29 protein-coding genes and 1 pseudogene are annotated in these 23867 nt (G+C 68.3%); 19 read left to right on the top strand and 11 right to left on the bottom strand.

Annotated elements, in window-relative coordinates; genetic code table 11:
- Nucleotides 1–393, top strand: a 393-nt coding sequence (locus K2F47_RS28980) for a replication initiator (protein ID WP_372490930.1), incomplete at its 5' end; no start/stop codon positions are given.
- 620 nt (nt 394–1013) lie between these two features.
- Here K2F47_RS28980 and K2F47_RS28975 read toward each other — a convergent pair.
- Together K2F47_RS28975 and K2F47_RS28970 are read right to left on the bottom strand one after the other, a co-directional pair.
- The gene (locus tag K2F47_RS28975; RefSeq protein ID WP_242908767.1) at nt 1014–1151 is read right to left on the bottom strand and encodes a DUF397 domain-containing protein; all 138 of its coding nucleotides are present in this window, start codon (nt 1149–1151) and stop codon (nt 1014–1016) included.
- Between the two features lie 25 nt (nt 1152–1176).
- Nucleotides 1177–1950: a helix-turn-helix domain-containing protein gene (locus K2F47_RS28970; protein ID WP_272497668.1), complete on the bottom strand. Its 774-nt coding sequence runs from the start codon at nt 1948–1950 to the stop codon at nt 1177–1179.
- A 312-nt stretch (nt 1951–2262) separates the two neighbouring features.
- Between K2F47_RS28970 and K2F47_RS28965 the strand changes: the two genes are divergently transcribed.
- The 4 genes from K2F47_RS28965 (at nt 2263) to K2F47_RS28950 (ending at nt 3563) form a co-directional block, all read left to right on the top strand.
- The gene (locus K2F47_RS28965) at nt 2263–2571 is read left to right on the top strand and encodes a hypothetical protein (protein ID WP_242908763.1); all 309 of its coding nucleotides are present in this window, start codon (nt 2263–2265) and stop codon (nt 2569–2571) included.
- Nucleotides 2568–2705 (top strand): hypothetical protein, encoded by a 138-nt coding sequence (locus tag K2F47_RS28960; RefSeq protein WP_242908760.1) that lies wholly within the window; start codon nt 2568–2570, stop codon nt 2703–2705. The genes K2F47_RS28965 and K2F47_RS28960 overlap by 4 nt, the downstream gene beginning before the upstream one ends.
- Nucleotide 2706: 1 nt before the next feature.
- Complete coding sequence (locus tag K2F47_RS28955; protein ID WP_242908758.1) at nt 2707–3084, top strand: hypothetical protein; 378 nt, start codon at nt 2707–2709, stop codon at nt 3082–3084.
- Between the two features lie 215 nt (nt 3085–3299).
- The gene (locus K2F47_RS28950; RefSeq protein ID WP_242908756.1) at nt 3300–3563 is read left to right on the top strand and encodes a BldC family transcriptional regulator; all 264 of its coding nucleotides are present in this window, start codon (nt 3300–3302) and stop codon (nt 3561–3563) included.
- Between the two features lie 217 nt (nt 3564–3780).
- Here K2F47_RS28950 and K2F47_RS28945 read toward each other — a convergent pair.
- The 3 genes and pseudogenes from K2F47_RS28945 to K2F47_RS28935 all read right to left on the bottom strand — a co-directional run.
- Nucleotides 3781–4914 (bottom strand): annotated as a pseudogene (locus K2F47_RS28945) (alkyl/aryl-sulfatase); the annotation flags it as partial.
- A gap of 166 nt (nt 4915–5080) precedes the next feature.
- The gene (locus K2F47_RS28940) at nt 5081–6637 is read right to left on the bottom strand and encodes a DEAD/DEAH box helicase (RefSeq protein WP_372490929.1); all 1557 of its coding nucleotides are present in this window, start codon (nt 6635–6637) and stop codon (nt 5081–5083) included.
- 238 nt (nt 6638–6875) lie between these two features.
- On the bottom strand, nt 6876–7343 hold the full coding sequence (locus K2F47_RS28935) for a rhodanese-like domain-containing protein (protein WP_242908754.1): 468 nt from the start codon (nt 7341–7343) through the stop codon (nt 6876–6878).
- Nucleotides 7344–7457: 114 nt separating this feature from the next.
- Between K2F47_RS28935 and K2F47_RS28930 the strand changes: the two genes are divergently transcribed.
- On the top strand, nt 7458–8543 hold the full coding sequence (locus tag K2F47_RS28930) for a helix-turn-helix domain-containing protein (protein ID WP_308198475.1): 1086 nt from the start codon (nt 7458–7460) through the stop codon (nt 8541–8543).
- 12 nt (nt 8544–8555) lie between these two features.
- Here K2F47_RS28930 and sigJ read toward each other — a convergent pair whose 3' ends face one another.
- Nucleotides 8556–9479: an RNA polymerase sigma factor SigJ gene (sigJ, locus tag K2F47_RS28925; RefSeq protein WP_242908752.1), complete on the bottom strand. Its 924-nt coding sequence runs from the start codon at nt 9477–9479 to the stop codon at nt 8556–8558.
- Nucleotides 9480–9579: 100 nt separating this feature from the next.
- On the opposite strand from sigJ, the gene K2F47_RS28920 reads away from it, so the two are divergent.
- Both K2F47_RS28920 and K2F47_RS28915 read left to right on the top strand, forming a co-directional pair.
- Nucleotides 9580–10071, top strand: a complete 492-nt coding sequence (locus K2F47_RS28920; RefSeq protein WP_242908750.1) for a carboxymuconolactone decarboxylase family protein — start codon at nt 9580–9582, stop codon at nt 10069–10071.
- A 289-nt stretch (nt 10072–10360) separates the two neighbouring features.
- A complete protein-coding gene (locus K2F47_RS28915) occupies nt 10361–10648 on the top strand; it encodes a hypothetical protein (protein WP_242908748.1) in 288 nt (95 codons plus the stop codon).
- 81 nt (nt 10649–10729) lie between these two features.
- Here the strand turns inward: K2F47_RS28915 and K2F47_RS28910 are convergent, their stop codons facing one another.
- The 5 genes from K2F47_RS28910 to K2F47_RS28895 form a co-directional block, all read right to left on the bottom strand.
- Nucleotides 10730–11224 (bottom strand): hypothetical protein, encoded by a 495-nt coding sequence (locus tag K2F47_RS28910; protein ID WP_242908746.1) that lies wholly within the window; start codon nt 11222–11224, stop codon nt 10730–10732.
- A 743-nt stretch (nt 11225–11967) separates the two neighbouring features.
- Entirely contained in the window at nt 11968–12180 is a 213-nt protein-coding gene (locus K2F47_RS28905; protein ID WP_242908744.1) for a GrpB family protein, read from the bottom strand.
- Nucleotides 12181–12266: 86 nt separating this feature from the next.
- On the bottom strand, nt 12267–12926 hold the full coding sequence (locus K2F47_RS28900) for a YdcF family protein (RefSeq protein ID WP_242908742.1): 660 nt from the start codon (nt 12924–12926) through the stop codon (nt 12267–12269).
- Complete coding sequence (locus K2F47_RS41545) at nt 12808–13101, bottom strand: hypothetical protein (protein WP_372490937.1); 294 nt, start codon at nt 13099–13101, stop codon at nt 12808–12810. The genes K2F47_RS28900 and K2F47_RS41545 overlap by 119 nt, the downstream gene beginning before the upstream one ends.
- 922 nt (nt 13102–14023) lie before the next feature.
- Entirely contained in the window at nt 14024–14722 is a 699-nt protein-coding gene (locus K2F47_RS28895) for an HAD family hydrolase (protein ID WP_242908740.1), read from the bottom strand.
- A gap of 86 nt (nt 14723–14808) precedes the next feature.
- Between K2F47_RS28895 and K2F47_RS28890 the strand changes: the two genes are divergently transcribed.
- The 11 genes from K2F47_RS28890 (at nt 14809) to K2F47_RS28840 (ending at nt 23824) form a co-directional block, all read left to right on the top strand.
- Entirely contained in the window at nt 14809–16020 is a 1212-nt protein-coding gene (locus K2F47_RS28890) for a helix-turn-helix domain-containing protein (protein ID WP_242908738.1), read from the top strand.
- 424 nt (nt 16021–16444) lie between these two features.
- Nucleotides 16445–16831, top strand: coding sequence for a hypothetical protein (locus tag K2F47_RS28885; protein ID WP_242908737.1), 387 nt, complete (start codon nt 16445–16447; stop codon nt 16829–16831).
- 357 nt (nt 16832–17188) lie between these two features.
- The gene (locus tag K2F47_RS28880) at nt 17189–17914 is read left to right on the top strand and encodes a GntR family transcriptional regulator (RefSeq protein ID WP_242908736.1); all 726 of its coding nucleotides are present in this window, start codon (nt 17189–17191) and stop codon (nt 17912–17914) included.
- A 123-nt stretch (nt 17915–18037) separates the two neighbouring features.
- Entirely contained in the window at nt 18038–18448 is a 411-nt protein-coding gene (locus K2F47_RS28875) for a plasmid replication, integration and excision activator (protein ID WP_242908735.1), read from the top strand.
- On the top strand, nt 18448–18735 hold the full coding sequence (locus K2F47_RS28870) for a hypothetical protein (protein ID WP_242908734.1): 288 nt from the start codon (nt 18448–18450) through the stop codon (nt 18733–18735). Before K2F47_RS28875 ends, K2F47_RS28870 begins: the two co-directional genes overlap by 1 nt.
- A complete protein-coding gene (locus K2F47_RS28865) occupies nt 18732–19010 on the top strand; it encodes a hypothetical protein (RefSeq protein ID WP_242908733.1) in 279 nt (92 codons plus the stop codon). Before K2F47_RS28870 ends, K2F47_RS28865 begins: the two co-directional genes overlap by 4 nt.
- Before the next feature lie 185 nt (nt 19011–19195).
- On the top strand, nt 19196–20569 hold the full coding sequence (locus K2F47_RS28860) for an FtsK/SpoIIIE domain-containing protein (RefSeq protein ID WP_242908732.1): 1374 nt from the start codon (nt 19196–19198) through the stop codon (nt 20567–20569).
- Nucleotides 20566–22257, top strand: a complete 1692-nt coding sequence (locus K2F47_RS28855; RefSeq protein WP_242908731.1) for a replication initiator — start codon at nt 20566–20568, stop codon at nt 22255–22257. Before K2F47_RS28860 ends, K2F47_RS28855 begins: the two co-directional genes overlap by 4 nt.
- Nucleotides 22254–22490 (top strand): excisionase family DNA-binding protein, encoded by a 237-nt coding sequence (locus K2F47_RS28850; RefSeq protein WP_242908730.1) that lies wholly within the window; start codon nt 22254–22256, stop codon nt 22488–22490. The genes K2F47_RS28855 and K2F47_RS28850 overlap by 4 nt, the downstream gene beginning before the upstream one ends.
- Nucleotides 22490–22780, top strand: coding sequence for a hypothetical protein (locus K2F47_RS28845; protein WP_242908729.1), 291 nt, complete (start codon nt 22490–22492; stop codon nt 22778–22780). Before K2F47_RS28850 ends, K2F47_RS28845 begins: the two co-directional genes overlap by 1 nt.
- Before the next feature lie 147 nt (nt 22781–22927).
- Nucleotides 22928–23824 (top strand): site-specific integrase, encoded by an 897-nt coding sequence (locus K2F47_RS28840; protein ID WP_242908728.1) that lies wholly within the window; start codon nt 22928–22930, stop codon nt 23822–23824.
- Nucleotides 23825–23867: the final 43 nt, after the last annotated feature.

Genomic DNA, 23867 nt, shown 5'->3' with positions numbered 1-23867 from the left:
CTGAAGGTCTCCGAGCACGCCCGCCGCATGATCTGGACGTGCTTCACGCTCGCCGAGCTGCCCGCCTACCACGACCTACGGCTACGCAAGTGGGCCCACATGCTCGGCTACGGGGGCCACTTCTCCTCCAAGTCCCGCCGCTACTCGGTCACCCTCACCCAGCTACGCCAGGCCCGAGCCGACCACGCCGCCCAAGCAGCCCGACAAGCCGAGGGACGCCCCGAGCCCGACCCCGAGCGGACCACGGTGACCACCGGGCGATGGAAGTACCTCGGCAGCGGCCTGATGAACGGTGAACACTTCTGGGCCGAGCAGGCCCGCAACCGCGTCCAGCAGGCCCGCGCCATCCGGAACCAGCTCACCGAGCGTGACCAGGAGCAGAAGGCGAGCTAGCCCGGACCACCCATCCGTCGAGAAGTTTCATTACAGGGTCAAGGCCCCCCCCGCGCTGCGCGCGGGGGGCGGGTGCGTGGCGGGCCCCGCCCACAGCCGACCGGGGCTGATGGACGGCCGCCCGCGCTTTGCGCGTGCGGCGCTGGGGCGCCGTTCGCAGCGCGGCGCCCGCCCACAGCCCCGGTAACGCTGTGGACGGCCCGCACGTACCGCACCGCGCGTGGCCGGGGCCCAAACCCCGTGATGCATCCCCCCGCGCACAGGACCGGGCAGCGGCTTCTACGTCCTAGACGCTTGAGCTGGAAGGGTGCAGCGGCGCCGGCTGACTCCCTACGGTCGCCCCTTCGGGGTGGCTTCGCCATCGACCGGCCCCGACCCTGCCAGCGCGATGGGAAGCCGCGGCCCTCCGCTTGTCACGGGGGACCGGTTGGGCTTCAAGTCACTCGCCGCGCGGATACAGCACTGCGGGGGTCGGGGGCTCGCGCTGCCGCCCCTGCTTCCGTTCCTCAGGCCGTGAACGGCCTTGCGGTACGGGTCAGGGTTGCCCTCGAACATCGCGGCTGATCAGACAGCACAAGACCCCGACCACACACGTTCGTGATCGGGGCCGTTGTCCGCTACTAGGGCATGTCGTGGTCGCCGCGCTTGATCGCGGTCACCAGCTCACGGAAGCTCGCAGCGGGAAACACGAGCTTCGGGCCGTGGGGTTCTTTGCTGTCTCGTACGCCAACCGCCTGGGAGAGACGCGCCAACTCCACACAGTCGGCCTCCCCAGAGTCGGCGCTACGGCTGGACTTCCTCCACTGGGTCACTTTGTGCTTCCTCAACCATCTGTCGGAGTCGCTCACGGGTCGCTTCTGCCGAGAGAGCGTGCCCGCTGGCACGATCAAACGCGACTGTGAGTCTGCGTAGGTCGTCCGTTTCGGTCACCAGTCTTCCACGAGCGGGGGTCTCGACAAACCCGACCTCTCTTTCCGGCGTCGTGGACAGGTAGAAGCTCCCTACGAGCCCGGGGTGTGGGCCCGCGCTAAGCGGGACCAAGCGAAGCGTGACGTTGGGGAGGTCCGCCACTTCGGCCAGGCGGGCCAGTTGCTCTGCCCTTGCTGACGGTGGGATCACTAGCAAAGCGCTCTCAGCCAACACCACCGACACGTACGGAGCATCGTCCCGGAGAATGAGAGCCTGTCGCGCCATGCGCTGGGCTATCTGCCCCTCTACGTCCGCGACACCCGCGAGTGTGAAGGCCGCCCGTGCGTAGTCAGGCGTCTGGAGCAATCCCGGGATGAACGCAATGCCGTTGATCCTCAGGACGGTGGCGAGTGCTTCGTACTCCGCGAACGCGAGGAACTGAGCGGGAGCCTGGGTCGTGCTGGCGAAGTGGTGGAGAGCCTCAAAGAGGCCCCCGGTTCGCCACGTCGCATCGAGAGTCCGGAGAGCGTCCACCGGTGGGTGGTTCCGGTTGGCCTCCCAGTTCGAGACTGTCTTGTGATCGACTGCAACGAGCCGCCCGACTTCAGCTTGCGACATGCGGTGCTGCTTACGGTATACCCGCAGCATACGGGCCAGAAGTGACCACAGGTCCGCCATGGGGTCTACTGACTCTGCGGTTGTGCTCATCCACCCTCCGTGACTCTCGTTTGTCTCGCGAGATAAGGCGAACTGTAGACCGACTATGCGAATCTGTGCGGCAGAACGCCGTGATTGCTAGCGGACAAAATGCCCCCGGAGGTTTCAATGGGGAGAACGTCAGCAACATCCGGAATGCCGCGTATCGACCGAGGTTCCGACAGCCGAACCAAGCCGCCGCCCCGAGACTCGTTCCTGTCAGCTCCACAGGCTCCGGCCAACCACTCGTCCGCCCTGTTGGACGTGATCAAGGATCTGCATTCCGAACGTGTGGCGGCTCTCCGGACCGTGCGGACGTACGTGACGGACGCGGGAGACATGGCCTGTGCCTTGGTCGCGCAGGACGGATTTCCGGCGCTTGCCGTCTCACGGGTGGACGGGAAGGCGGGGACGCTCACCCTTGGGTGTGCGTATCACCCTGACCATGGCGAGTGGTGGTTCGTTGTGCTCACGCCACGCGATGGGGTTCGGGCGGCGTGGCTTGTGCCCACGCGGCAACCGCTCACGGCGGCGAACCTGGTGATCGAAGACATGCGCCGGAGAATGCCGTGACGACGACACTCGTTCATGCCGTCTCGGTGGCGGTGCCGCCCGGTGCGCTGCTGCGGATGACGGCGGTGATGCTGGCCTACGGCCTGGTCTGCGGGGTCGCCGGGGCTGTCGCATACATCGCGTGGAGGGGCTGACATGGACCGCGAACCCGTGAGGATGCATCCGAAGCAGCTTGCGCAGACAGCCGCCGCCGCGTTCGAGGAAGTGATGGGCAACTATCAGCGGCCCAAGGCGCTGATTCGGAGCGTGACCTTGACCGCTTGTGAACGGGCGGAGGACGCGCTTGCGAACAAGGCGGAAGCTCCGACACGGGAGGCGTTCCGGGCCGCCTTTGACGAGGTGTCCGAACACGTCCGGCTGCTGCTGCTGGAGGCTGGCCAGCTCCCCGAGACGGTCACCGCCATCCGGGACGCAGCCCAGGGGCTTTCCTACCGCGCGCTCGAAGGGCACGGCAACGACTGGGACTCCCCGTACGTCCAGAACACCCGGCCACGCATCCGGCCGGACGAGTAGTCCCCCCAGATGTCCGCGTGGGTTGGCCGTCCGGCACCACGCGGACCGTGCCCCGGGCCGTTTCCCCGGGGCCCCCAGAAAGGGCCCGCGTGTGCGCCTTAGTGCTCACGCGGGTAGCGGGCCCCGGGTGGCGGCTGGGTGTCTCTCCCCGGGGCCCGCAACCGCTCGTGTCCAGACCGCATGGTTCGTTCGTGAACGACAGGAGCCCCCCGCACATGAGCAGAAAGCCGCCGGAAACCGAACCCTTGCTGACCCCGTGGGAGGTCGCCAAGTTGTTCCGGGTGGACGCCAAGACCGTTACCCGGTGGGCGGCACGCGGGAAGCTCCCCTTCGTCCGGACACCCGGCGGACATCGCCGCTATCCCGAATCAGCGGTACTCGCCCTGCGGAACGGACAGAGCGAGCCGAGCGAGCAGAGCGGGCCGGGAGAGCCGGGCGACGCTCCCCAGCAGACAGAGCTGTGGGCTCCCCCGCAGTGACAGCTCACGCCCGCAGGTCAGCGCCCCGCGCGCGTGGGTGGGGCCCCGGGGCGGTAGTAGACCCCGCCGCACCCGGGGCCCGTCAAGATGCTCATGCGGGCATGGGGCCGAGCTGGGCCGGGTGAGCCCCGCCCCGACTCTCACCTGTTGTTGGCCTTCTCAACAGCATCGCCGCGGGTCAGGCCCACTGGACGTTAGAGTTACTTAGAGGTATGTTCTGCTGGTAGATCGCCTTGACGTTGTGGCTGACCGAGCCGTAGTAACCGCGGGCATGCCAGGCGTTCGCCAGCGCGGGCGGCAGATCGATCATCTCGGCGATCTCGACGCCGGTGTATCCCTGGTTGAGCAGCCGCAGCGTCTGGTCGTGCAGGTAGGCGTACAGGTCACGTTGCTGTGCCAGGAACGCCACCACGTTGTCGCGTCCCCACGTCGGCCAGTGGTGGGACGCGAACGCCACGTCGGTGCCGTCCGCGAACAGCGTGATCGCCTCGTCCAGGTAGCGCGACCAGGCCCGTGAGTCGCGGACGAGCGCGCCGCGCAGCGTCAGGACGTTGTGCAGGTTGTGCGTCGCGTTCTCCGCAAGGCACAGTGCCCTGTGCGCCGGGAAGTGGAAGTTCATCTCGGCGGGCGCCTCGGTGCCGGGCGTCAACTGGAACACGATCCGGACACCGTCCAGCACCTCCTCCTGCCCGGTGCTGGTGACGTCGCGGTTGGGCGGGAGCAGCGAGACCCGTCCCAAGGAGGCGGTCTGCCCGAGTCCGGTGCCGATCATGCCGGACGGGCCGCGTTCCAGCAGGGCGCCGGTGTGGTAGACGCCGCGCCGGGCCATCGCCGTCCCCGCGTACACGTTCTCCGAGACGGCCTGCTCCAGGAACCCCTCCGGCGCGAGGATCGGCACCCCGCCGGGGTTGCCGGGCTCGACGACGCCCTCGGCGCCGCCGAAGTGGTCGACGTGGGAGTGGGTGTAGACGAGGCCGGTGACCGGGCGGTCGCCGCGATGCTCGCGGTACAGCGCCAGCGCCGCGGCGGCGGTCTCGACCGACACGAGCGGGTCGATGACGATCACCCCGCGGTCGCCCTCGACCAGCGTCATATTGGACAGGTCCAGGCCGCGCACCTGGTAGACGCCGCCGGTCACCTCGTACAGGCCCTGCCTGGCGCACAGCTGCGACTGCCGCCACAGCGACGGGTTCGCGGTGTCGGGGCAGGGGTCGTCCAGGAAGGCGTAGGCGTCGTTGTCCCAGACGACGCGGCCGTCCGCGTCCCGCACCACGCCGGGCGTCAGCGCCGCGACGAAGCCCCGGTCGGCGTTCTCGAAGTCCGTCCGGTCAGTGAAGGCGAGATCCCCCATGCGGGGCACATGTCCGGCGGCGGGGCGTCCCAAAGTCGCCGGAGGGCAAAGACTCGCGCGCCGTGCCACGGGTTCGCGCGATCTCGGTCAGGAGCGAGGCCCCTGACCGAGATCGCGACTGCACACCCTCTGCGCAAGCCTCTAAGGCCAGTTAAAGGATACAGACTCAGTTGGACCGCGCGGTGCGCCGTTCGCCGCCCTCGCGGCGGTTACCACCGTCGCGCCGGTTGCCGCCGAAGGAGCCGCCGCGCCGGTTGCCGTGGGACGAACCGCCCGTGCGGGGCCCGCCACCACGGCGTTCGCCGCCGAAGGAGCCCCGGTGCTCGCCGTGGCCGCCGCCCTCCGAGGAGGAGTCCTGGCGGTCGAACGAGCGGGGGGCGCGCCCGTTGTAGCCCCCACGGCGCCGTCCACCGCCGCCCTGCCGGCCGCGGCCGCCCTCGCGGCGCGGACGGTCCGGGATGATCGGGCCCTCGATCGGGATGCCGGACGGCTGGCGCGCGCCGGTCAGCTTCACGAGCTCGGCGTCGCCGGTGCTCACCTTGACGCGCGGCGCGTTGATCCCGGCCCGCCGGGTCATGGCCGACGTCGAGCGCACCTGGTGCGGCAGGACGAGCGTGACGACGGTGCCGCGCTCCCCGGCCCGCGCGGTGCGTCCGGCGCGGTGCATGTAGTCCTTGTGGTCGGCGGGCGGGTCGACGTGCATGACCAGCGTGACGTCGTCCACGTGGATGCCCCGGGCGGCCACGTCGGTGGCGACGAGCACGCTGATCGTGCCCTCGCGGAACTCGGCGAGCGTGCGGGTGCGCAGCCCCTGGCTCTTGCCGCCGTGCAGGCCCGCCGCGCGGACGCCGACCTGGACGAGCTGCTTGGCGAGCCGGTCGACGCCGTGCTTGGTGCGGGCGAACAGGATCGTCCGGCCCTCGCGGTTGGCGATCTCGGCGGTGATCGCGCTCTTCTCCTTGGGCGCCACCAGCAGCAGGTGGTGCTCCATGGTGTCGACCGACTCGTCCACCGGGCCGATGGCGTGGGTGACCGGGTCGTGCAGGTAGCGCTTGACGAGGACGTCCACGTCCTTGTCGAGGGTCGCGGAGAACAGCAGCCGCTGCCCGCCGAGCCGCGCCTGGTCGAGGATGTCGGTGACGTCGGGCAGGAAGCCCATGTCGGCCATGTGGTCGGCCTCGTCCAGGACGGCGATCTCGATGTCGGACAGGTCGCACGCGCCCTGCCGCATCAGGTCCTTCAGCCGGCCGGGCGTGGCGACCAGGACCTCGACGCCCCGGCGCAGCGCGTCGATCTGCTTGAACATCGAGGTCTGGCCGATGACGGTCTTGAAGCGCAGCCCGAGGCCGCGGCCGAGCGGCTCCAGGTTCGTCTGCACCTGCTGGGCCAGCTCACGGGTCGGGACGAGGATCAGCGCCAGCGGACGCTTCGGCGCGGCCTTGCGGCCGGCGAGGCGGGCGAGCAGCGGCAGGCCGAAGGCGAGGGTCTTGCCGGACCCGGTCTTGCCCCGGCCGAGGACGTCGCGTCCGGCCATGACGTCGGGGATCGCGGCGGCCTGGATGGGGAACGGGGCCTCGATGCCCTGACGGATCAGGGCGGACACCAACGCCGGCGGGAGGCCGAGTTCGGCGAAGGTGGGAACCCGCTCGGCCTCGCCGTCGCCCGTGGTCGCGGGCGTCGGCAGGTCGGCAGACGGGTTCTGAGCAGCGGCAGCTGTGGTCACGCAATACCTTCCGAGAGGGGGGCACGTCTCGGGAGGCACCACGATGAGTGATCGGTGGGCTGCAAGGACGAGCCTGACGCCAGGGTTGCGTCGAAGAGTGATTCAGTAAGTCTAACGTCGTCCGGGTACCTCCTTATGCCCCGTCCCGGACGACTCTCTTCAGTTCAGGCCCCTCTTCGACCGCTGCCGTCCCGTTCCCCGCCGCGGATGGACGGCGTTGGAGGCCGCCCGGGGCCGGTCAGCAGTCGCAGGCGACGCCATCGAGGGGCGCGGTCAGCGGGTCGGGGCAACGCTGCGTGATCGTCCCACCGCCGTCTTCGACGGGAAAGCCCTCGCGCGCCCAGTACTCGAACCCGCCGATCATCTCCTTGACCCGGTGGCCGAGCCGGGCGAACCCCAGCGCGGCCTTGACGGCGCCGTTGCACGCCGGACCCCAGCAGTAGACGACGACGGTCGCGTCCGGCGGCAGCTCCCCGGCGCGCTCGGCGATCTCGGCCGTCGGCAGGTGGACGGCACCGGCGACGTGCCCCTGATCCCAGCTTTCGCGGCTCCGCGTGTCGACGACCACGATGCCGGACGCTCCGGACGCGAGGTCGGCGGCGACGTCGGAGACGTCCGTCTCGAAGGCCAGCCGGGCGCCGAAGTGCCGGATCGCCTCGGGGGCGGGTGCGGCCGGAACGGCGGTGACCGCTGAAGCTGCGCTCATCCTTCCCTCTCTTCCTGTCGGCTCCCATCCTCCGAGACGGGCCGTCTGGCCAGAAGTGGCACGATCGCCGCATACCATTAATATCCCGCCACGACACCGAAAGGGCGCGCGCCTGTGGACAACCGCCACACCGTCTCCGTGCTGATGTTCGACGGCATGGCGCCGTTCGAGCTCGGCTCGGTCGTCGAGGTGTTCGAGCGGCCGCGTCCCGACCTGGACGTCCCCTGGTACGACCTGCGGGTCTGCTCGCTGGAGCGCGGCCCGATGCGGGCGCTCGGCGGGTTCACGATGACCACCGAGCACGACCTCGGCGTGTTCGCGTCCGCCGATACCGTGATGGTCGTCGCGGTGCCCGACGTCCGCGCCGACCCCCCGCCCGAGGTCGTCGCGGCGCTGCGGGAGGCGCACCGGCGCGGCGCCCGCGTCGTGTCGATCTGCTCGGGCGCGTTCGCGCTCGCCGCCGCCGGCCTCCTGGACGGCCGCGAGGCCACCACCCACTGGCGGTACGCGGACCTCCTCCAGCGCCGCTACCCGAAGGTCCGCGTGACACCGGACGTCCTCTATGTGGACGGTGACGACGTCCTCACCGGGGCCGGGAGCGCCGCCGGGCTCGACATGTGCCTGCACCTCGTCCGCAAGGACCACGGCGCGCGCGTCGCCAACACGGTGGCGCGGCGGCTGGTCGTCCCGCCGCACCGCGAGGGCGGGCAGGCCCAGTTCGTCGAGGCCGCCGTCACCGCCCCGGCCGCCGACGACGCCGTCGGACGCGCCATGGCCTGGGCACTCGACCACCTCACCGAGCCGATCACGGTCTCCGCGCTGGCGCGCGAGGCGTGCCTGGCCCCCCGCACGTTCATCCGCCACTTCAACCGGCGGACCGGCACGAGCCCGCTCCGCTGGGTCATCACCCAGCGGATCATGGCCGCCCTCCCGCTGCTGGAGGACGGCGTCCTGCCCGTCGAGGAGATCGGCGCGGCGGTCGGCTTCGACAGTCCGATGACCTTCCGCCACCACTTCGCGCGCGCGATGAAGACCTCCCCGTCCGCGTACCGGCGCACCTTCAGGGGCGGCTCGACGCCCTCCGCCGACGGGGTCCGAACGGCACGGGCCCCCGATGAGACCATGCCGTCCGGCAGCGGAGGCGCCTCTGCCGATCTCCCCTGGATCGGCGTTCCCGATCGTGCCCTCCCCGGATCCTGACCCGGATCACCTTCAGGAGCCGTGTTCGTCCTCCCCCGGACGTAGCACGTTCCCCTCCGTCCACCGCCAGAGCTTCTCGGGGTTGCGCACGGCCCAGACGTGCCTGATCCGATCGTCGACGATCTCGAACGCGTACACGGTCACGATGACGCCGTCCCTCTCGGCGACCAGGCCGGGCTGGCCGTTGACCGTCCGCTCCAGCAGCGTCGACCCGGCCAGCCTGTCGGCGAGGTCGGCCATGCTGCCCGCGAGCCGCTCGGCGCCTTCGAGCGGGCCCGGCGTGAGCGTGGCGAGACCGCCGCTGTCGCCGGTCGCCGTGACGTCCGGGTCGAGCAGGACGATGAGGGCGTCGATGTCCTTGGCCTCCCACGCCCGCTTGAACTCCCGGACGATGGCGCTCTGCCTCGCCGCCGTGGGCGGGGACGTCCGCGCCGCCTGCACACGCCGCCGCGCAGACGAGGCAAGTTTCCGGCAGGCCGCCGGGGTCCGGCCGACGATGTCGGCGACGTCCGCGAAGGGATAGCGGAAGACGTCGTGCAGGATGAACGCGACGCGTTCGGCAGGCGTCATCGACTCCAGGACGACCAGGAACGCCATGTTGATCGACTCGTCCAGCGTGACGCGATCGGCCGGATCGACAACGTTCGCCCACTCCGCGGGCTCGGGCAGCGGCTCGGGAATCCAGTCGCCGACATACCTCTCCCGCCGCGCCCGCGCCGACCCGAGCAGGTTGAGGCAGATCCGGCTCGCCACCTTGGTCAGCCACGCGCCGGGGACCTCGATGGCCTCCCGCTGCTCCGGCGACAGCGTGTACCAGCGCGTGTAGGTCTCCTGCACGGCGTCCTCGGCCTCGGCCAGCGAGCCGAGCAGCCGGTAGGCGAGGTTGAGCAACTGCCGCCGCTCGCTCATGATCACGTCCAGGCCCGGGTCGGTCATCGTCGCTGTTCCCCTCGGTCGCGTCCGTCCTTCCCCGTCCGACAAGACAGCGCCCCCGAACGTGAGCTCACATTCCGAAGGCCTGCGTTGTCGGACAGGCATGACCACGGAGAACGACCTCAAGTCACGCCTGCCCGACATCACCCCCCAGCTCCCCGAGCTGGGCAAACTGTCCGCGTCCCTGCGCGCCGCCATCCAGAGGGGCCCGGTCCCCGAGAGCACCATGACCCTCATGATGCTCCGCGCCGCCCAGATCGTCGGCAGCACCTACCACGCGATCATGCTGACCGACACCCTCCGCGAAGCGGGGGAGACCGAGCATCGCATCACCGCCGTGGCGACCTGGCAGGACGCCCCCTACTTCACCGAAGCCGAGCGACTCGCACTGGAGCTGGTGGAGGCCGTCCTCACCCCGAACCCGTCCGGAGAACGCGTCTCCGACGACCTCTTCGCCAGAGTCGCCGCCCTCTACAGCGACGAGGAAATCTGGATGCTCACCCTCACAATCAGCCACTTCTCCCTCTTCACCCCCATCGCCCTGATCGCCAAACCAATCCCCGGCCGCCCCATCGGCAAGAACTACACCAACTAACGCCGCACCTCCCCCCGGCTCCCCGGCACACCGCCGGGGAGCCGGGACCATCTGACCCAAGAGAATTGGCTGCGGCGCGAGCCTTCCACGCGTGGTATCGAGGACGATCCGCTCCGCGCTGATCGACGGTTGGCACCCCACACGCCCAGGCCCACCGCTCACGCGAACCCTGAGCGAATCCGAGATGACTACCTGATTCCCGACCACCGCCGCTCCGCAAGCGCGAACCAAGGGCCACATCTCGCCCTCGCCAGATCCGGGAAGACTGAGCCCGCGACATACTCACACCATGGACACGTACGAAGGTAGTGCCCGGCTGGAATGGTGGGCGAACACTCTCACGTGCCTGAGCTCTGAAGGCGTCCGCGTCGTCATCGTCAGCGACGACTCCGGGTGGCTGGCCTCAGCGACCTTCTCTCCTCCGCTGACCGCCGAAGAGCAGGAAGGGTGGAGGTTCCTCATGGCGTTGTCACCCGCCTTCCTGCTGCGCTTCGACGATGACGAGGATGCGGAGATCGAGGTTCACGTCGAAGAGGCGAGTGAAGGAAAGCTGACACTATCCGTAGCGGGCATCTGAGATACGAACCCCTCAAAGGCTAGGCTTTGGACGTCAGAGAGCGTTTCCCGGCCGGGGGGAGCGGCCAGCAGGCGCGCTAGATCAACGCTTCCAGAACTTCCACCGTGGGCGAGGCCCACTCGTCAACGACGACACCCCTCCGCTTTCGGGCAGGTCGAAGAACCTGGCGTTTACAGAGAGGTACATTTCCGCTGCCTTCGCCCTGTCGGCCGCAGTGATGTCGGCGAACGGCAGATCCAACTGCGGATCGTAGCCGCTCAAGTCCGTCTCCTGCCCCAGGATCTGCCCCAGGGCGAACAGTTGGTGGATCGCTCGAACTCCCGCCTCACCGGATTGCCGGTACGGCAGGTGAATACTCCCGATCTTGTTCGTGCAGACCATGAGCATGCCGTTCTCGTGCATGATCTCACCACCACTATCGACGAAACCATCGTCCACCTGTAGCGCCCGCTCCACGATGCGTTCCCCAACGCCCGGCGCACTGGTGCCGTCGTCCCCGCCCAGGTCGGCGATCTCGAACGCTTCCTGCCAGTCCTGCCCAGGCTCACGCAGGAAAAAATGCAGGTCATATGTCATTGCCCGAGCCACCTCCCAGTTCTCAACTTTTCGCGCGAACGGGCGCTCCGGTGCGCGGGCTCCAAAGGACGGTGTGGCCCCCTGGCCCCGATCGCGACCAGCGCCTCCCTCAAGCAATCGTGGCCGGTTCTGTCGGGCCTCTTCTCTGACTCCCAGCGATGCTCGGTCGCAGATTAGGCAACGGATGCCCCCCTCATGCAGGCCGGGGGGACCATCATTCCCTACAGAGCTGAACGCCCCGGAACCGACCACGCCAGCGCGAAAGCTAGCGAACCCCTCCGACAAAACACGCCGATGAACTACCAGCACGCGGCCTCGGAGGCGTGCCGCGCGATCACTGACGCGCTTAACAAGAGCGGAGCCCACCAAGAAGAACAGTAACCCCGCCTGACCAGCAAACGGATGGCTGACCCCGGCCTCGGATAAAGCTGCCACGTAGTTGTCGGCGCTGGGTCGTTTCCGTTTTGGAGCGCTGGGCAGAGGTTTCCGACCATGTGGACCAGCCCGAGGAGGCAATCGAATTTCGCACCCTTGGAGAGCTGATTCAGTCCCACATGCCGGTTGAGTAGGGGCAATCCCGCACCCAGACGGCGATAGGCTCATCTCACGCCGACCCCACTGCTCGACCCGGGCTTTCCGTCCGCCGTCGTCGCGCTCCGCACTGCCGGGCCAAGGCGTGAAGGTGGAGCGCCTTATTCCCCAGTTGCGGACGCGCAACCGCCCTCCCGCAGGCAGCCTGCTTCCTACTCGGGCAGCCCAAGCCGCGAAGGCGCAGTCAAACCCGGCCGTCGTAACACGTCCTCAACAAACCGGGACTCGGCGTTGGAATAGGCGTTGCGGTCGCGGTATTGACCAGCCACTGGCACCGCATCGACGGCTCGCTCCAGCGAACGGACCGGCGCGAGCATGTCCACCACCGGCTTGGCCGCCGGCCCGGGCACCGCGGTCGATCCCACATGATCGACCCACCCCGTCCAGGGCAGCGGCGCACGCGGGCTCGAACCCGCGAAGGTGGTTCGGGCCTCGTTCTTGTCGGGGCGGTTTATCGGATGAGCCTGCTGGTAAAGCCTGCGTCGACCAAGCGGCGGTAGGCCGCTTCGACTTCGGGCGGCACGTCCTGGGGAATGGCGAATCCCTGTGCGGGGTAGACCATGATGCGTTGGGTGTCGCCTACCAGCATGTTGATAACGCGGCCCACGTCGCCGATGCTCACGATGTAGTCGTCCAACGGGAGCGGTCGCGACGCACAGACGATCTCCAGGGCTGGCCACAGCTTCTTGGCGGTGGAGTAGGCGCGGCGCTGCTGGTAGGGCCGGGAGATCAGGGTTGCTGAGCTGACTTCGATGCCGTGGTCGGCGAGCAGCTCGCGGGTGAACTCGATGTTCTGGCCGGTGTTGGTGGCCTTGGGCTCGACCAGGATCGCCTCGTCGGGAACGCCGAGTTCGATGGCGTGTTCGCGGTAGTGGACGGCTTCGCCGCGTGGGAATCGTTCGATCGTCGTCGGTGCGTTGGCGCCGCTGAAGACGATGCGGGGGAACATGTCCTCGCGGTAGAGCTCCGCTGTGAAGGTGGCGACGCCGAGGTCATGGCTGCCGAGTCCGATGGCGACGTCGGTAGGCCGGATGGTGTGGTGCATGTCGTGGTAGTCCCAAAGGGTTTCCACATCGGCGCGGTAGGCGTCGGGCAACGTCACCTCGGGCATGGGCTCCTCGAACGGGGTTCTTGAACGTGTACGACCACGAGAACCGAGCTGCCGTGTGGACACCTCGGGCGAACTCCACGATGCGCCCCTCGCTCGTGAGCGTCTGGCGCTGGAGCACCACCACGGGTTCTCCGGCCGGCGACTGGAGGGGACCTATCTCCACTCGCGCAGGCATGCGCGCGTGGAAGCTCTCCGTCATGGAGTCAGGTTGCAGGCCTTGCATTGTCCGCATTTCGCGAATCCGCTCACCGCACATTTTCGCGGCCTGATGGGTGGCCAGCGACGCTTCTGACGTGTCCGCAGGCTTCCGTCCGGACGCTTGAGATCGCGGACACGCTGAGCGCGATGGCTAAGGCCGAGAGGTGGAGTCGCGGAAGCGATCGGGCACGCAACGGGTACGAAGCGGAAGAAGCCCTGAGAGCTGGGAACCCGGGTCGGAGTTGTGGTTCTGACCTGGGCTTCTTGGTGGGTGGAGCCTAGGGGATTCGAACCCCTGACACCCGGCTTGCAAATCTGCGGCATCAACCCCGAAAAGCGCTCTGACCTGCAGAGTCCATGATCCCGCAGTGACCGCTTCCGACCCCTGATGACCGCCCTTAATCGCACGCTAATCGCACGCTGTCACCTAGGGTTCTGCGGTCCTAGCCGTCGCCGGGCGGCCACTGAGGCGCATCGCTCCGGAGTGCTCATTCGCGCGAACGGCGAGAAGCCGTGACAGACGGATTCGCGCGAATGAGTGCTCCGGCTCCAGGAGGGGTCTGGGGAACCACGGGGTTCCCCAGTCGCGCACGCTCAATGTTCGAGACAGCACCCGTCGCCTACGTCAGCGGGCTGCCGTCCAATGCCGAAGGCACCCGAAGGGCGAGCGAAGCGAGTAGCCGGCGGCCCGCGCCCCGTGCTCATCAACGCCCAGCGGCGGCGCGCCCCCGTGATCGCCGGTCAGCCAGGCGACAGGTCGGCGCGGCGGCGATGCGCGGCCCGGCGCGTGGCGCCGGGGACCGGCGCCCACGCCGCACGCCCCGGCGCCGCTGGCGCCGGGCCGCGCGACGGCGTGAGCGCCGCCGCCCTTGATCTCAAACGGCTGAATTCGGCAATGTTCAAGGGCTGCTCGTCGTGACGGCTTGGACGATGGCGGCGGTGTCGGCGAGGTCGTGAAACACGGTTCGGGCGCCTGCTTCGCGGAGTTCTTCGGCGGTCGTGCGTCCGCTGGCTATGGCTATCACCTGGGCGCCGCCCTTCTGCCCTGCTTCAACGTCGCTGGTGGTGTCCCCGAAGATGAACGTGGAGGCTTCGGTGTGAGTGTGGCCGTAGCGTTCGAACGCTCGTCCTTGCGCTATGGGGACGAGCTTGGGGCGGAGTGAGTCGTCGGTGCCGAATGCGCCGATACTGAGGTCCAGCAATCCGTCGAGCGAGAACGCCTGAAGCTTGGCGAGGGCTGAGGGCTGAGGGTTGCCGGTCAGGACGGTCTGGGTGATGCCGGGCAGCTCGGCGAAGGCGGCCAGGGCCTCGCGGGCTCCGGGGAGGACTCGGCCGCGTTCGCGCATCTCGTCGGCGCGGGTCTGGTAACCGGTGGCCTGGGCCTCGACGAACTGGGGGAAGTAGTCGCCGGGGTCCTCGATGTCGTAGAGATCGAGGGTTTCGCGGAAGATGACCTGTTCTGTGCGGCCCGTGACGTCGGCTAGGCGGTCGATGTGGCGGCCGGTGACCTGCTCGAATGCGTCCTTGAAGACTTCGCCGCCTACTCCTCCGGTCTCGATGAGCGTGTGGTCGACGTCCCACAGGATGAGCTTGTGCACGCTGTCACGTCCTCCTCGTGCTGCGGTCGCGGGCTCTGGCTGCCTACCCTGTTCGTGCCCAGTCTCCCCGTCCCCTCGGAGTGAGTGTGTCTGAGCCAGACGAGATCGGCATCGGTGAACGTTTGCAGTTCTACCGGAAGGGCCGGAAGAAGACACAGGCCGTAGTGGCGGGTCTGGCGGGCGTGAGCGAGGACTACATCTCGAAGATCGAGCGGGGCGCAAAGACTCCAACTATCGGACTGTTGCACAAGCTGGCCCGAATCCTGGGTGTGCCGGTTTCGGTGCTGTTGGGTGAACCGCAATTCGAGCAGGACGGGCCGATTCATCCGGTGGCTTCCGATCTGTATCGACGGATGATGTCGTTTGGCGGGTCAAGTGGTGATGTGGTCGACCTGGCGATGCTGCGGGAAAGGGTTGATGCGGGGTGGGCCATCTGGCAAGCGTCGCCGCGTCGGTATACGGAGGGCGCGGAGGTCTTTCCGCAACTGCTGACAGATGTTCAGATGGCGGCCCGGTCGTTTGGGTCCTTCGGCGAAGTCGAGCAGCGGCGGGAAGCGGCTCGCCTGTCGTCGGACCTGTACTTTCTGCTGCGGACGTTCGCGAAGCGTATCGGGCGTACCGATCTGTCGTTGCTGGCCGCTGACCGTGCGATCACGGCCGCGTATCAGACCGATGATCCGCTGAGGATCGCGGGCGCTCACTGGAACCTCGGGCACATTCTGATCGCGCAGGGTGAGGCTGAAGCGGCGGAGGAAACCGCCATGCACGCGATCGAGGAACTCAAGCCACACATCGACAAGGGCGGCGACTGGGTGGCGATGTCTGGGGCTCTGTGGCTGGTGGCGTCGGTCGCATCGGTGCGGCAGGGGGATGCCTGGACGGCGCGGGACCGGTTGCGAGCACACGCGATGCCAGCGGCTCAGGCGACCGGTGAGGGCAACGTGATGTGGACGGTATTCGGGCCCACGAACGTCCGTCTGCATGCAATGAGTGTTGAGATGGAAGCAGGCGAGTCGGCTGAGGGGCTGAGCATCGCCGATCGGATCGACGTCACTTCGTCGCCGTCGTTGGAGCGGCAGACGACCTTCTACTTGGAGCTGGCGCGGCTGCACGAGCAGCGCCGCGACGATGCCGCAGTCCTGCTGCACCTGATGAGTGCTGAAGCTAGTGGACCAGAGGATCTGCGGTACAACCTGCTCGCGCGGGACTTGGTGCGCGGGCTGCTCAAGCGAGTGCGACCGAGCATGGCGCCTCAAGTGCGGGCTCTGGCTAAGCGCATCGGGGTAGTTGCCGCCTAGGCGGCACCCGTACCAGGAGTCAGCCCGGACTGAGAGTCCGGGTTGTGTGCCTGATCTGCTCTTAACGTCGTTGCGCGACGTTGATGGAGCGATCAAGGAGCTTGTCACCTTGCAAAAGACAACGGCGGATCACTCGGCCGTGGACTCCTGCGTGAAGTGCATGGGCCGCCAGTGGTTCTGGGTGTCCTCCCTGCCTGACCTGCTGACTAGTCGGCGTGGTTCCGGGCGTGGACCGGGGCGGCGGCGGGAGCCCTGCCCGGGATGCCGTGAGGGGCAGCAGGCCGAGGTGGCGTAACCCAAAGAGCTGCGGGACTGGCGGCGGGGTGTGGGCGGTCGTGTTCGGTCGACTCCCCCCGCGTCGGCCTGGGCGGTGGAAACGGCTGTTCCCCCGCCGTCGGTCCCGCGTCCATGGAGGTGAACCGGTATGGGTGATTTGTTGTGTCGTGATTGCGATGGGGCCAAGCCTGAAGCGACTTGCATCCTGGTCGCCCTGATGGAAGGACGCGGCTTCTACACGCTGGTCACGGGACATGGCGTCGTGATCGTCTGGAACCCGGCCGCCGAACCCGACTACTACCCCGAGTCGTCCGATGGTCCTGGGGAGCTGCGCGGCCCCGCCTTGTGGCAGGAGGTGCGGGTAGGGCGTCGGGCCGATGGGGGCCTGTGGTGGTTCTGGGTCTGGCCGGGGGGCTATGGGGAGCTTCCGGAGCTGGAGCCGTTGTGCCCGGTCGAGGAGGGCGAGAGGGCGGCCGATCGGCTGGCCGTCGTCCTGGCGGTGCCGTTTGCTGAGGCGTCACCCGGGGCCCGGTGATGGGCTACTCCTGGGATTTCAACGTCTCGGGGGATGGGGTTTGGGGCCCGGCCACCCCTCAGCCTGTCCAGGCGCGGCAGGAGGCGCCGGGCCCTGAAGGGGACTACGGGACGCACGTGGTTTGGTACGGGAAGGCCACGGGGTCGTGGTGGGCGCTGGTGTGGCTGTGGGATGGGCCGCGTCTGCTGGAGGCCGGTAGCGCCGGACAACTCCAGGAAGCGCTGGGGCAGGCGGAGACCTGGCCGTGGCCTCCGATGTAAAACTGCCGGTTGGGGCACTGGTGGGGGTGTGACAGCGTGGGGGGCCGCATGGTTTGCTGGTGCTCTCGTGTTGTCGAGTGGTTGGCAGGCTGTGACGGTGGATGACTCCATGTACGCCCCCAAGTACGTCCGGATTATGGAGACGCTCCGCGCCCGGATCAAGGACGGGACCTATCCCCTCGGCTCGCGTCTCCCTTCTGAGGCCCAGCTCCAAAAGGAGTTCGGGACCTCGCGGGTGACCGTGGTCCGGGCGCTGAATGACATGCAGGTCATGGGGGAGATCGAACGCGCGCACGGGCGCGGGTCGTTCGTGAGGTCCCCCGGCCCGTCCAGCTCGCAAGACAGTCGTCCGGGCTTGGCCGTGCTGGACCGTCAGGAGACTGCGGAGTCGGTCCGGCTGGTGGAGGTCGGCCGCCGTCCGGCTCCCGCCGAAGTCGCGACAATGCTGGGGCTGGCCGAGTCGGCGCCGGTTCACCTGCGGCGCTATGTCGGGGTGTATGACTCGATCGCCAGCGAACTGGTCTCGCTGTGGGCTCCGGTGGACGTGGCGGTCTCGGCAGGCCTGGACCAGGAGGGGCCGCTCACGGTTCCGGTCCGCGAGCTGGTGGCGGCGGGGAGCAAGGACCGGTTGGTGCGGGTGGAGGAGCGGTTGCAGGCTCGGCGTCCTACCGAGGCAGAACGTGATGCGCTGGGCCTGGCGGAGGGGGAACCGGTGCTGGCGGCGCTCGGTTCGGTGGTCGACTCCTCGGGGCGGACGGTTCTGACGGTCGCAGTCGTGCTTCCGGGGTCGCTGCACGTCCTCGAAAGTTCCTACGACCTGTGATCCAGATCACTCGATAAGTCGACCCAAACTCCTTGATTCGCCGTTCTCCGGACATAGACTCATCACATAGCAACTCGATATAGCGAGTCGTCGACAGGAAGACCGAGCAAGGGGTGAATGTTCATGGCGATTCAGGGACGAATCCCGATCAACTTCGGGGACGTGTTCCCGCACGGGGTGTACGCGACGGGTCCGGCGGAGCCGTTGACCGACTTCGAGACCAAGCGGCAGGAGACCGACAAGGACTCGGGTCTGCCGGTGTGGGTGATCGACGTCTACGACGCTGACCCGGAGGCCAATCACAAGGCGTCGGCGATCAAGGTCAAGGTCGATGCGCAGGTGTGCCCGGTGGTGCCGGAACCGGCGTTCGGGCCGTTCCGTCCGGTGGAGTTCGGCGGAATGACCGTCACGCCGTATGTGGAGGAGACGGGGCGTCGTCCTCGGGTGGCCTACTCCTTCCGGGCGCGGGAGGTCCGCCCGGCGAGCGGGGGCAAGGCATCTCGTGCCGCTGCTCCGGCCAAGGACGCTGCCTGATGGGGCGCGGAACCGGCGGGCGCTCGGCGGCGCTGACGCTGCCGATCGATGCCTCCGCGTCGGCGAAGTTCCTGGGGTTCGGCGGTCGTACGCCGTTGTTCACCGTGGCGGCGGGACGACTGCTGGTCACCTTCACCCTGCCCGAGCGGCTAAGCCCGCGTGAGGTGGAGTTCGCCCGGCGGCTGGCCGAACAAGCGGCGGCCTACGCCACTGAGGTGGAGCGGCTGTTCCGCTCGGGGCCCCGCTCGTCTTCGGGCCGGTCGTCGGGGCGGGGGCGGGTGGCATGAAGCACACCTTCAGTACGGTCTCGCTGCACCTGGCCGAGGACGCGCGCATCCGCTGCTTCACCTACCCCGCCGAGTCGGATGACAAGCCGATCCTGGCAGTGGACCTCTCGGGCTTCTCGCTGAACCTGACCAGCCGAGGCCCGGAAGTGGAATCGGGCGACGTCGCTACCGCCCGGCGGCTGCTGGAGGCTGTCACCCAGTACACCGCCGAGATCGAGCGGCGATACGCCCTCAAGGACGTCTCGCCGGATCCGGTGCGGGACTCGGCTGCCTAGTTCAGGTGGGGCGGCTGGAGCTGGTACCTCCGGCCGCCCCGCTTCTCTCCCCTCCAACCACGAAGTGAAGAGGTGTCCAAGGTATGTCCTGGGAGTTCCGCAAGCTGGGACCCGGCGAAAACGTCGCGGTCGAAGCGCAAGATGACCCGTTCGCGGCGCCGAAGTGGGCGCCTCCGGTGTGGCACATGCCTGAGGGCCTGGTGCTGCTGGTCAACCTGGTCCGGGGCCTGGTCGGCGCGGTGGTGTTCCTGGTCCGCAACATCGTCCCCGTCTCCCTCCTCGGCGGCCTGGGGTGGCTGGGTGTCCGCTACGGCTGGGCCGTCCCTGTCCTGGTCCTGGTGCTCGTCCTGGTCGGCGCTGGTGCGTGGGCGCTGGCTGATCGGCCGTCGTTCGTCCGCTACGCGTTTCGTCCGGCGTTGGCGCGGTGGCGGCTGGTGCGCGTGTACCGGCGGGACTGGCAAGCGGTCCTGATCACCGCCGGACTCACCCGAACCCACAAAGGGCGGGTGTACCTGCCCACCCTGGTCCGGGTCCGCTGCGGACCGACCTCCGATCGGGTCCTGGTCGCCATGCTCAAAGGTCAAGCCCCCGACGCATGGGAGCACGTGTCGGCCAACCTCGCGCACGGCTTCGGCGCGTCCCTGGTCCGCGTCCGGGAAGGGGACCGTCCCGGCCGGATCTGGCTAGAGTTCGTCCGCTGCGACGCCCTCGCCGTCCCCATCCCGGCGCTGCCCATCCCGGCCGCTGCGGCCGTGGACCTGTCGGGCGTGGTCATCGGCCGCCAGGAGGACGGTTTGCCGTGGCGGCTGCGGCTGCTGGGCACCCACGTCCTCATCGCGGGCGCCACCGGATCAGGCAAAGGGTCGGTGATCTGGTCGACCGTCCGCGCGCTGCTGCCGCTGATGCTCGCGGGCCTGGTCGAGGTGTGGGCCATTGACCCCAAGCGCATGGAACTCTCGTTCGGCCGCCCGCTGTTCGAGCGGTACGGGCGCTACAGCGATGACCCCAAGGGCGGCATGGTCGAACTGCTGGAGTCGGCCGCCGAGAACATGAACGCCCGTGCCGAGCAGTTCGCCGGTGTGACGCGCTCGTTCCGCCCGTCGCGTGAGCATCCGTTCCGGGTGATCGTGGTGGATGAGCTGGCGTTCCTGACCGCCTACTGCCCCGAACGCGACCTGCGCAAGCGCGCTGAGTCGGCGATAGCGGTACTCACCAGCCAGGGCCGGTCGGTGGGGTACTGCGTGATCGGCGCGCAGCAGGACGCGCGCAAGGAGGTCAACAACCTGCGCAACCTGTTCCCCACCCGGCTCGCGCTCCGCCTGGACGAGAGCGAACAGGTCGACATGGTCCTCGGCGACGGGTCCCGCGACCGTGGCGCGCTGGCCGACCAGATCTCCGCCGTCCCCGAGATCGGCGCCGGGGTCGGATTCATCCGGCTTGAGACCACCCCCGAACCGGTGCGGGTGCGGGCGGCCTACGTCTCCGACACCGACATCCGCCACATGATCACCCTCGGCGTCCCCGGCCTGGGCGGCCTGGAGGCGGGTGAGGCGGCATGACCCAGCTTTCCCTGGACGGCTCGCCCCCTCCTGCGGCTGAGGAGACCATCCCTGAGGCGGTGGTCAAGACGCTGCCGCCGCTGGCGCGGGAGGTGCTCCAAGCGGTCGCCATCGACCACGGGGTGTGCATCCGACCCGTCCCGATGCGCCGCACCGACCTGCACACCGGTGAGTCCGAGGTGATCTACGTCCCGTGCAACCACACCCTCGCCTCGAAATGCCCCACCTGCGCCGAACGCAAGCGCAAACTCCGCGCCGTCCAATGCAACCAGGGATGGCACCTCGCCACCGAACCCGTCATCACCCGCGCCGACCCGGATGAGCAACAGCGGGCGCTGCTGGAGCTGCGGGCACGAGCCCAGACCGAGCGCGACCAGGCGGCCGACACCGGCACCGCCCACGGCGAAGACCTCGACTTCTGGGATGGGCTGCTGCGCGAACTCGATGTCGAGATCGAACGCTCCGGCGTACGCGGCACCCTCACAACCGGGGACGAGACCAGGGCCAGGAGGGCGCGTTCGACTCGGCGACGCCAAGATGCGCCCGACCTTCCCCGGCGGCCCGTCGACTCCCGCACGGTCGGCAAGGTGTTCCGGGGCCGGGACGGCAAGACCTTCCGGCCCTCCATCTTCCTGACCCTCACCCTGGACTCCTACGGCCGCGTCCGCTCCGACGGAACCCCGGTCGACCCCACGACCTACGACTACACGCGGGCCGCGCGGGACGCACTGCACTTCTCCAAGCTGATCGACCGGTTCGTGCAGAACTTGCGCCGGTTCGTCGGCTACGACGTCCAGTACTTCGCCACCGTCGAACCCCAACGACGCCTGGCCCCCCACCTGCACATGGCCATCCGGGGCACGATCTCCCGCGCTGAGCTGCGGCAGGTGGTCGCGGCGACCTACCACCAGGTGTGGTGGCCCCCCACCGACCAAGTGAAGTACGCGGGAGAGCACCTCCCCGTCTGGGACGACGCCGCGAACCCCGACGGCGGCGGGTACGTCGATAAACGCACTGGGGAACCGCTTCCGACGTGGGATGACGCGCTTGACGCGCTCGGCCTGGACGAGGATGCCGAACCCCTGCACGTGGTGCGCTTCGGCCGCCAGATCGACGCCCAAGGCGTCATGGCCGACTCGCCTGAGTCCCGGCGGCTGATCGGCTACCTGACCAAATACCTCGTCAAGGGCGTCGCCGAATGCCACGAGGCCGAGACCTCGGCGCAGCGTGAGCACGTCGACCGGATGGCCGAGGCGCTCCGGTACGAGCCGTGCTCGCCGACGTGCGCGAACTGGCTGCGCTACGGCGTCCAACCCAAGAACCCCCGACGGGGCATGACTCCCGGGTTCTGCAAGGGCAAAGCCCACCGCCGCGAACACCTGGGCTACGGCGGACGCCGCGTCCTGGTCTCCCGACGCTGGTCCGGCAAGACCCTGGCCGACCACAAAGCGGACCGGAAGGCATGGGTCCTCGCCCGGCTCGCTGAGGCCGGAATCCCGGTCCTCAACCCGTCCGACCCCACCGCAGTTCACGTGTGGGAACGCGCCGGACCTGGCGACCCCGACGTCAAGACCCTCGAACGACGCCTCATGCACCTGATCAACGAACGCGTCACCAGGCGCGCACAACTCGACGCGGCCACCCACAACGACACCCCAGAACTCTCGGCAACTGCGGAGGCAGCGTGAAGCGCGATAACGAATCCCGAGTATCGCCCGATGATCGGCTGCTGACCATCCCTGAGGCGGCCGAGTACCTGAACACCTCTCAGCGGTTCCCCCGGCGGCTCGTCGCCGAACGGCGAATCCGCTTCGTCAAGCTCGGACGCTTCGTCCGCATACCCGAATCCGCACTTCGTGATTTCGTCTCGGCCGGACTGGTCGAACCTATGACCGCGTCGGACGTTTGGAGGGCCGCATAGTGCCGAACAAGGGCGGGCGTCGCCGATTCGGCTGGGTGCGCAAGCTGCCCTCGGGGCGGTATCAGGCGAGCTACCTGGGGCCTGATGGCAGACGCCGGTACGCACCGGAGACGTACGAGCGCAAGAGCGATGCCGAACGGTTCCTCTCCTTGGTCGAAGTGCAGATGATGCAAGGGCAGTGGATCGACCCTGAACGCGCAAAGGTGAAGCTTGGCATCTACGCCAAGAAGTGGATCACTGAACGGGTGGGCCTGCGGCCTCGTACGGTGGAGCTGTACGAGCGGCTTTAGCGGAACCAGATCGGGCCGCACCTGGGCGCCGTTTCGGTCGGTGACATCACGACGAGCATGGTTCGGGAATGGCGGACGGCCCTCCTAGCCTCCGGTGTTTCGGCAAGCGTCACCGCTAAGGCATATCGGCTGCTTCGAGCGGTCCTCATGACCGCGACCGAAGAAGACGGCATGCTCGCGCGCAATCCGTGCCGGATCAAGGGTGCTGGTGATGAGTCCCCAGAGGAACGTCCCGTGCTCACTCTGGCGCAGGTCTTCCAACTGGCTGAGCTGCTCGGCCGTCTTCCTGTCGGCAACATCCGCAAGACGTCTTCCGGAGAATTCCAGCTTCGATACCGGCTGGTGGAGGGCGGCACGCGTACCTTCCCTCAGTACTTGTCGAACCGGCAGGCAGCCGAACGCGTGCTGTGGAACCTCGCCATAGAGGGGTATGCCGCCGTCGAGCATGACGACCGGTATCGGGCACTGGTGCTTCTGGCTACCTTCGCGAGTCTCCGTTGGGGTGAGGCCGTGGCGCTGGTCAGGCAGGATATCGACCTGGAGGTCGGCGCCGTCTCCGTCCGGCGGCAATACCTCGAACTCGACACCGGAGATCTGGTGATCGGGCCCCCCAAGTCCCGGGCGGGCAAGCGCACCGTGAGCTTCCCGATGGGCATCGTCCCTCTGATCCAGGAGCATCTGCGGGCGCATGTCGCCGAGGATCTGTCGGCGCTCGTCTTCGCGGGGCCGAACGGCGGGGTACTGCGGCGGGGCAACTTCCGGCGGGCGTCCCGCTGGGCTCTGGCCGTGGAAACGCTCGGGATTCCGAATCTGCACTTTCACGATCTTCGCCACACAGGCAACACCCTTGCGGCGCAGATTGGGGCGAGCCTGCGCGACCTCATGGCGCGCATGGGACAGGACAGTGTCCGGGCGGCGCTGATCTATCAGCACGCGACATCGGAGGCGGGTCGCGCGATCGCTGACGCGCTCAACGAACTGATCAGAGCGGAGCGCGGCGAGGACGACGGCGGCCTCGGTGGGGTGCTGGTCCCGGTGGCCTAATCGCACGCTAATCGCACGAACGCCCTCATCCATGATCTGGATG

Origin of the sequence: Actinomadura terrae (genome assembly GCF_022751215.1) — a bacterium.
GTDB lineage: Bacteria > Actinomycetota > Actinomycetes > Streptosporangiales > Streptosporangiaceae > Spirillospora > Spirillospora terrae.
Note: the sequence above shows the minus strand (reverse complement) of the source record. Positions and strands in the feature narration are given on the sequence as shown.

Bases quoted from the DNA above. Each gene is read 5' to 3' on its own strand.
- K2F47_RS28970 (WP_272497668.1), bottom strand. From the start codon at position 1,950: ATGCTGCGGGTATACCGTAAGCAGCACCGCATGTCGCAAGCTGAAGTC.
- K2F47_RS28955 (WP_242908758.1), top strand. From the start codon at position 2,707: ATGGACCGCGAACCCGTGAGGATGCATCCGAAGCAGCTTGCGCAGACA.
- K2F47_RS28950 (WP_242908756.1), top strand. From the start codon at position 3,300: ATGAGCAGAAAGCCGCCGGAAACCGAACCCTTGCTGACCCCGTGGGAG.
- K2F47_RS28935 (WP_242908754.1), bottom strand. From the start codon at position 7,343: ATGAGCGCAGCTTCAGCGGTCACCGCCGTTCCGGCCGCACCCGCCCCC.
- sigJ (WP_242908752.1), bottom strand. From the start codon at position 9,479: ATGACCGACCCGGGCCTGGACGTGATCATGAGCGAGCGGCGGCAGTTG.
- K2F47_RS28920 (WP_242908750.1), top strand. From the start codon at position 9,580: ATGACCACGGAGAACGACCTCAAGTCACGCCTGCCCGACATCACCCCC.
- K2F47_RS28915 (WP_242908748.1), top strand. From the start codon at position 10,361: ATGGACACGTACGAAGGTAGTGCCCGGCTGGAATGGTGGGCGAACACT.
- K2F47_RS28910 (WP_242908746.1), bottom strand. From the start codon at position 11,224: ATGACATATGACCTGCATTTTTTCCTGCGTGAGCCTGGGCAGGACTGG.
- K2F47_RS28900 (WP_242908742.1), bottom strand. From the start codon at position 12,926: ATGCCCGAGGTGACGTTGCCCGACGCCTACCGCGCCGATGTGGAAACC.
- K2F47_RS41545 (WP_372490937.1), bottom strand. From the start codon at position 13,101: ATGCCTGCGCGAGTGGAGATAGGTCCCCTCCAGTCGCCGGCCGGAGAA.
- K2F47_RS28885 (WP_242908737.1), top strand. From the start codon at position 16,445: ATGGGTGATTTGTTGTGTCGTGATTGCGATGGGGCCAAGCCTGAAGCG.
- K2F47_RS28875 (WP_242908735.1), top strand. From the start codon at position 18,038: ATGGCGATTCAGGGACGAATCCCGATCAACTTCGGGGACGTGTTCCCG.
- K2F47_RS28870 (WP_242908734.1), top strand. From the start codon at position 18,448: ATGGGGCGCGGAACCGGCGGGCGCTCGGCGGCGCTGACGCTGCCGATC.
- K2F47_RS28865 (WP_242908733.1), top strand. From the start codon at position 18,732: ATGAAGCACACCTTCAGTACGGTCTCGCTGCACCTGGCCGAGGACGCG.
- K2F47_RS28860 (WP_242908732.1), top strand. From the start codon at position 19,196: ATGCCTGAGGGCCTGGTGCTGCTGGTCAACCTGGTCCGGGGCCTGGTC.
- K2F47_RS28855 (WP_242908731.1), top strand. From the start codon at position 20,566: ATGACCCAGCTTTCCCTGGACGGCTCGCCCCCTCCTGCGGCTGAGGAG.
- K2F47_RS28840 (WP_242908728.1), top strand. From the start codon at position 22,928: ATGACCGCGACCGAAGAAGACGGCATGCTCGCGCGCAATCCGTGCCGG.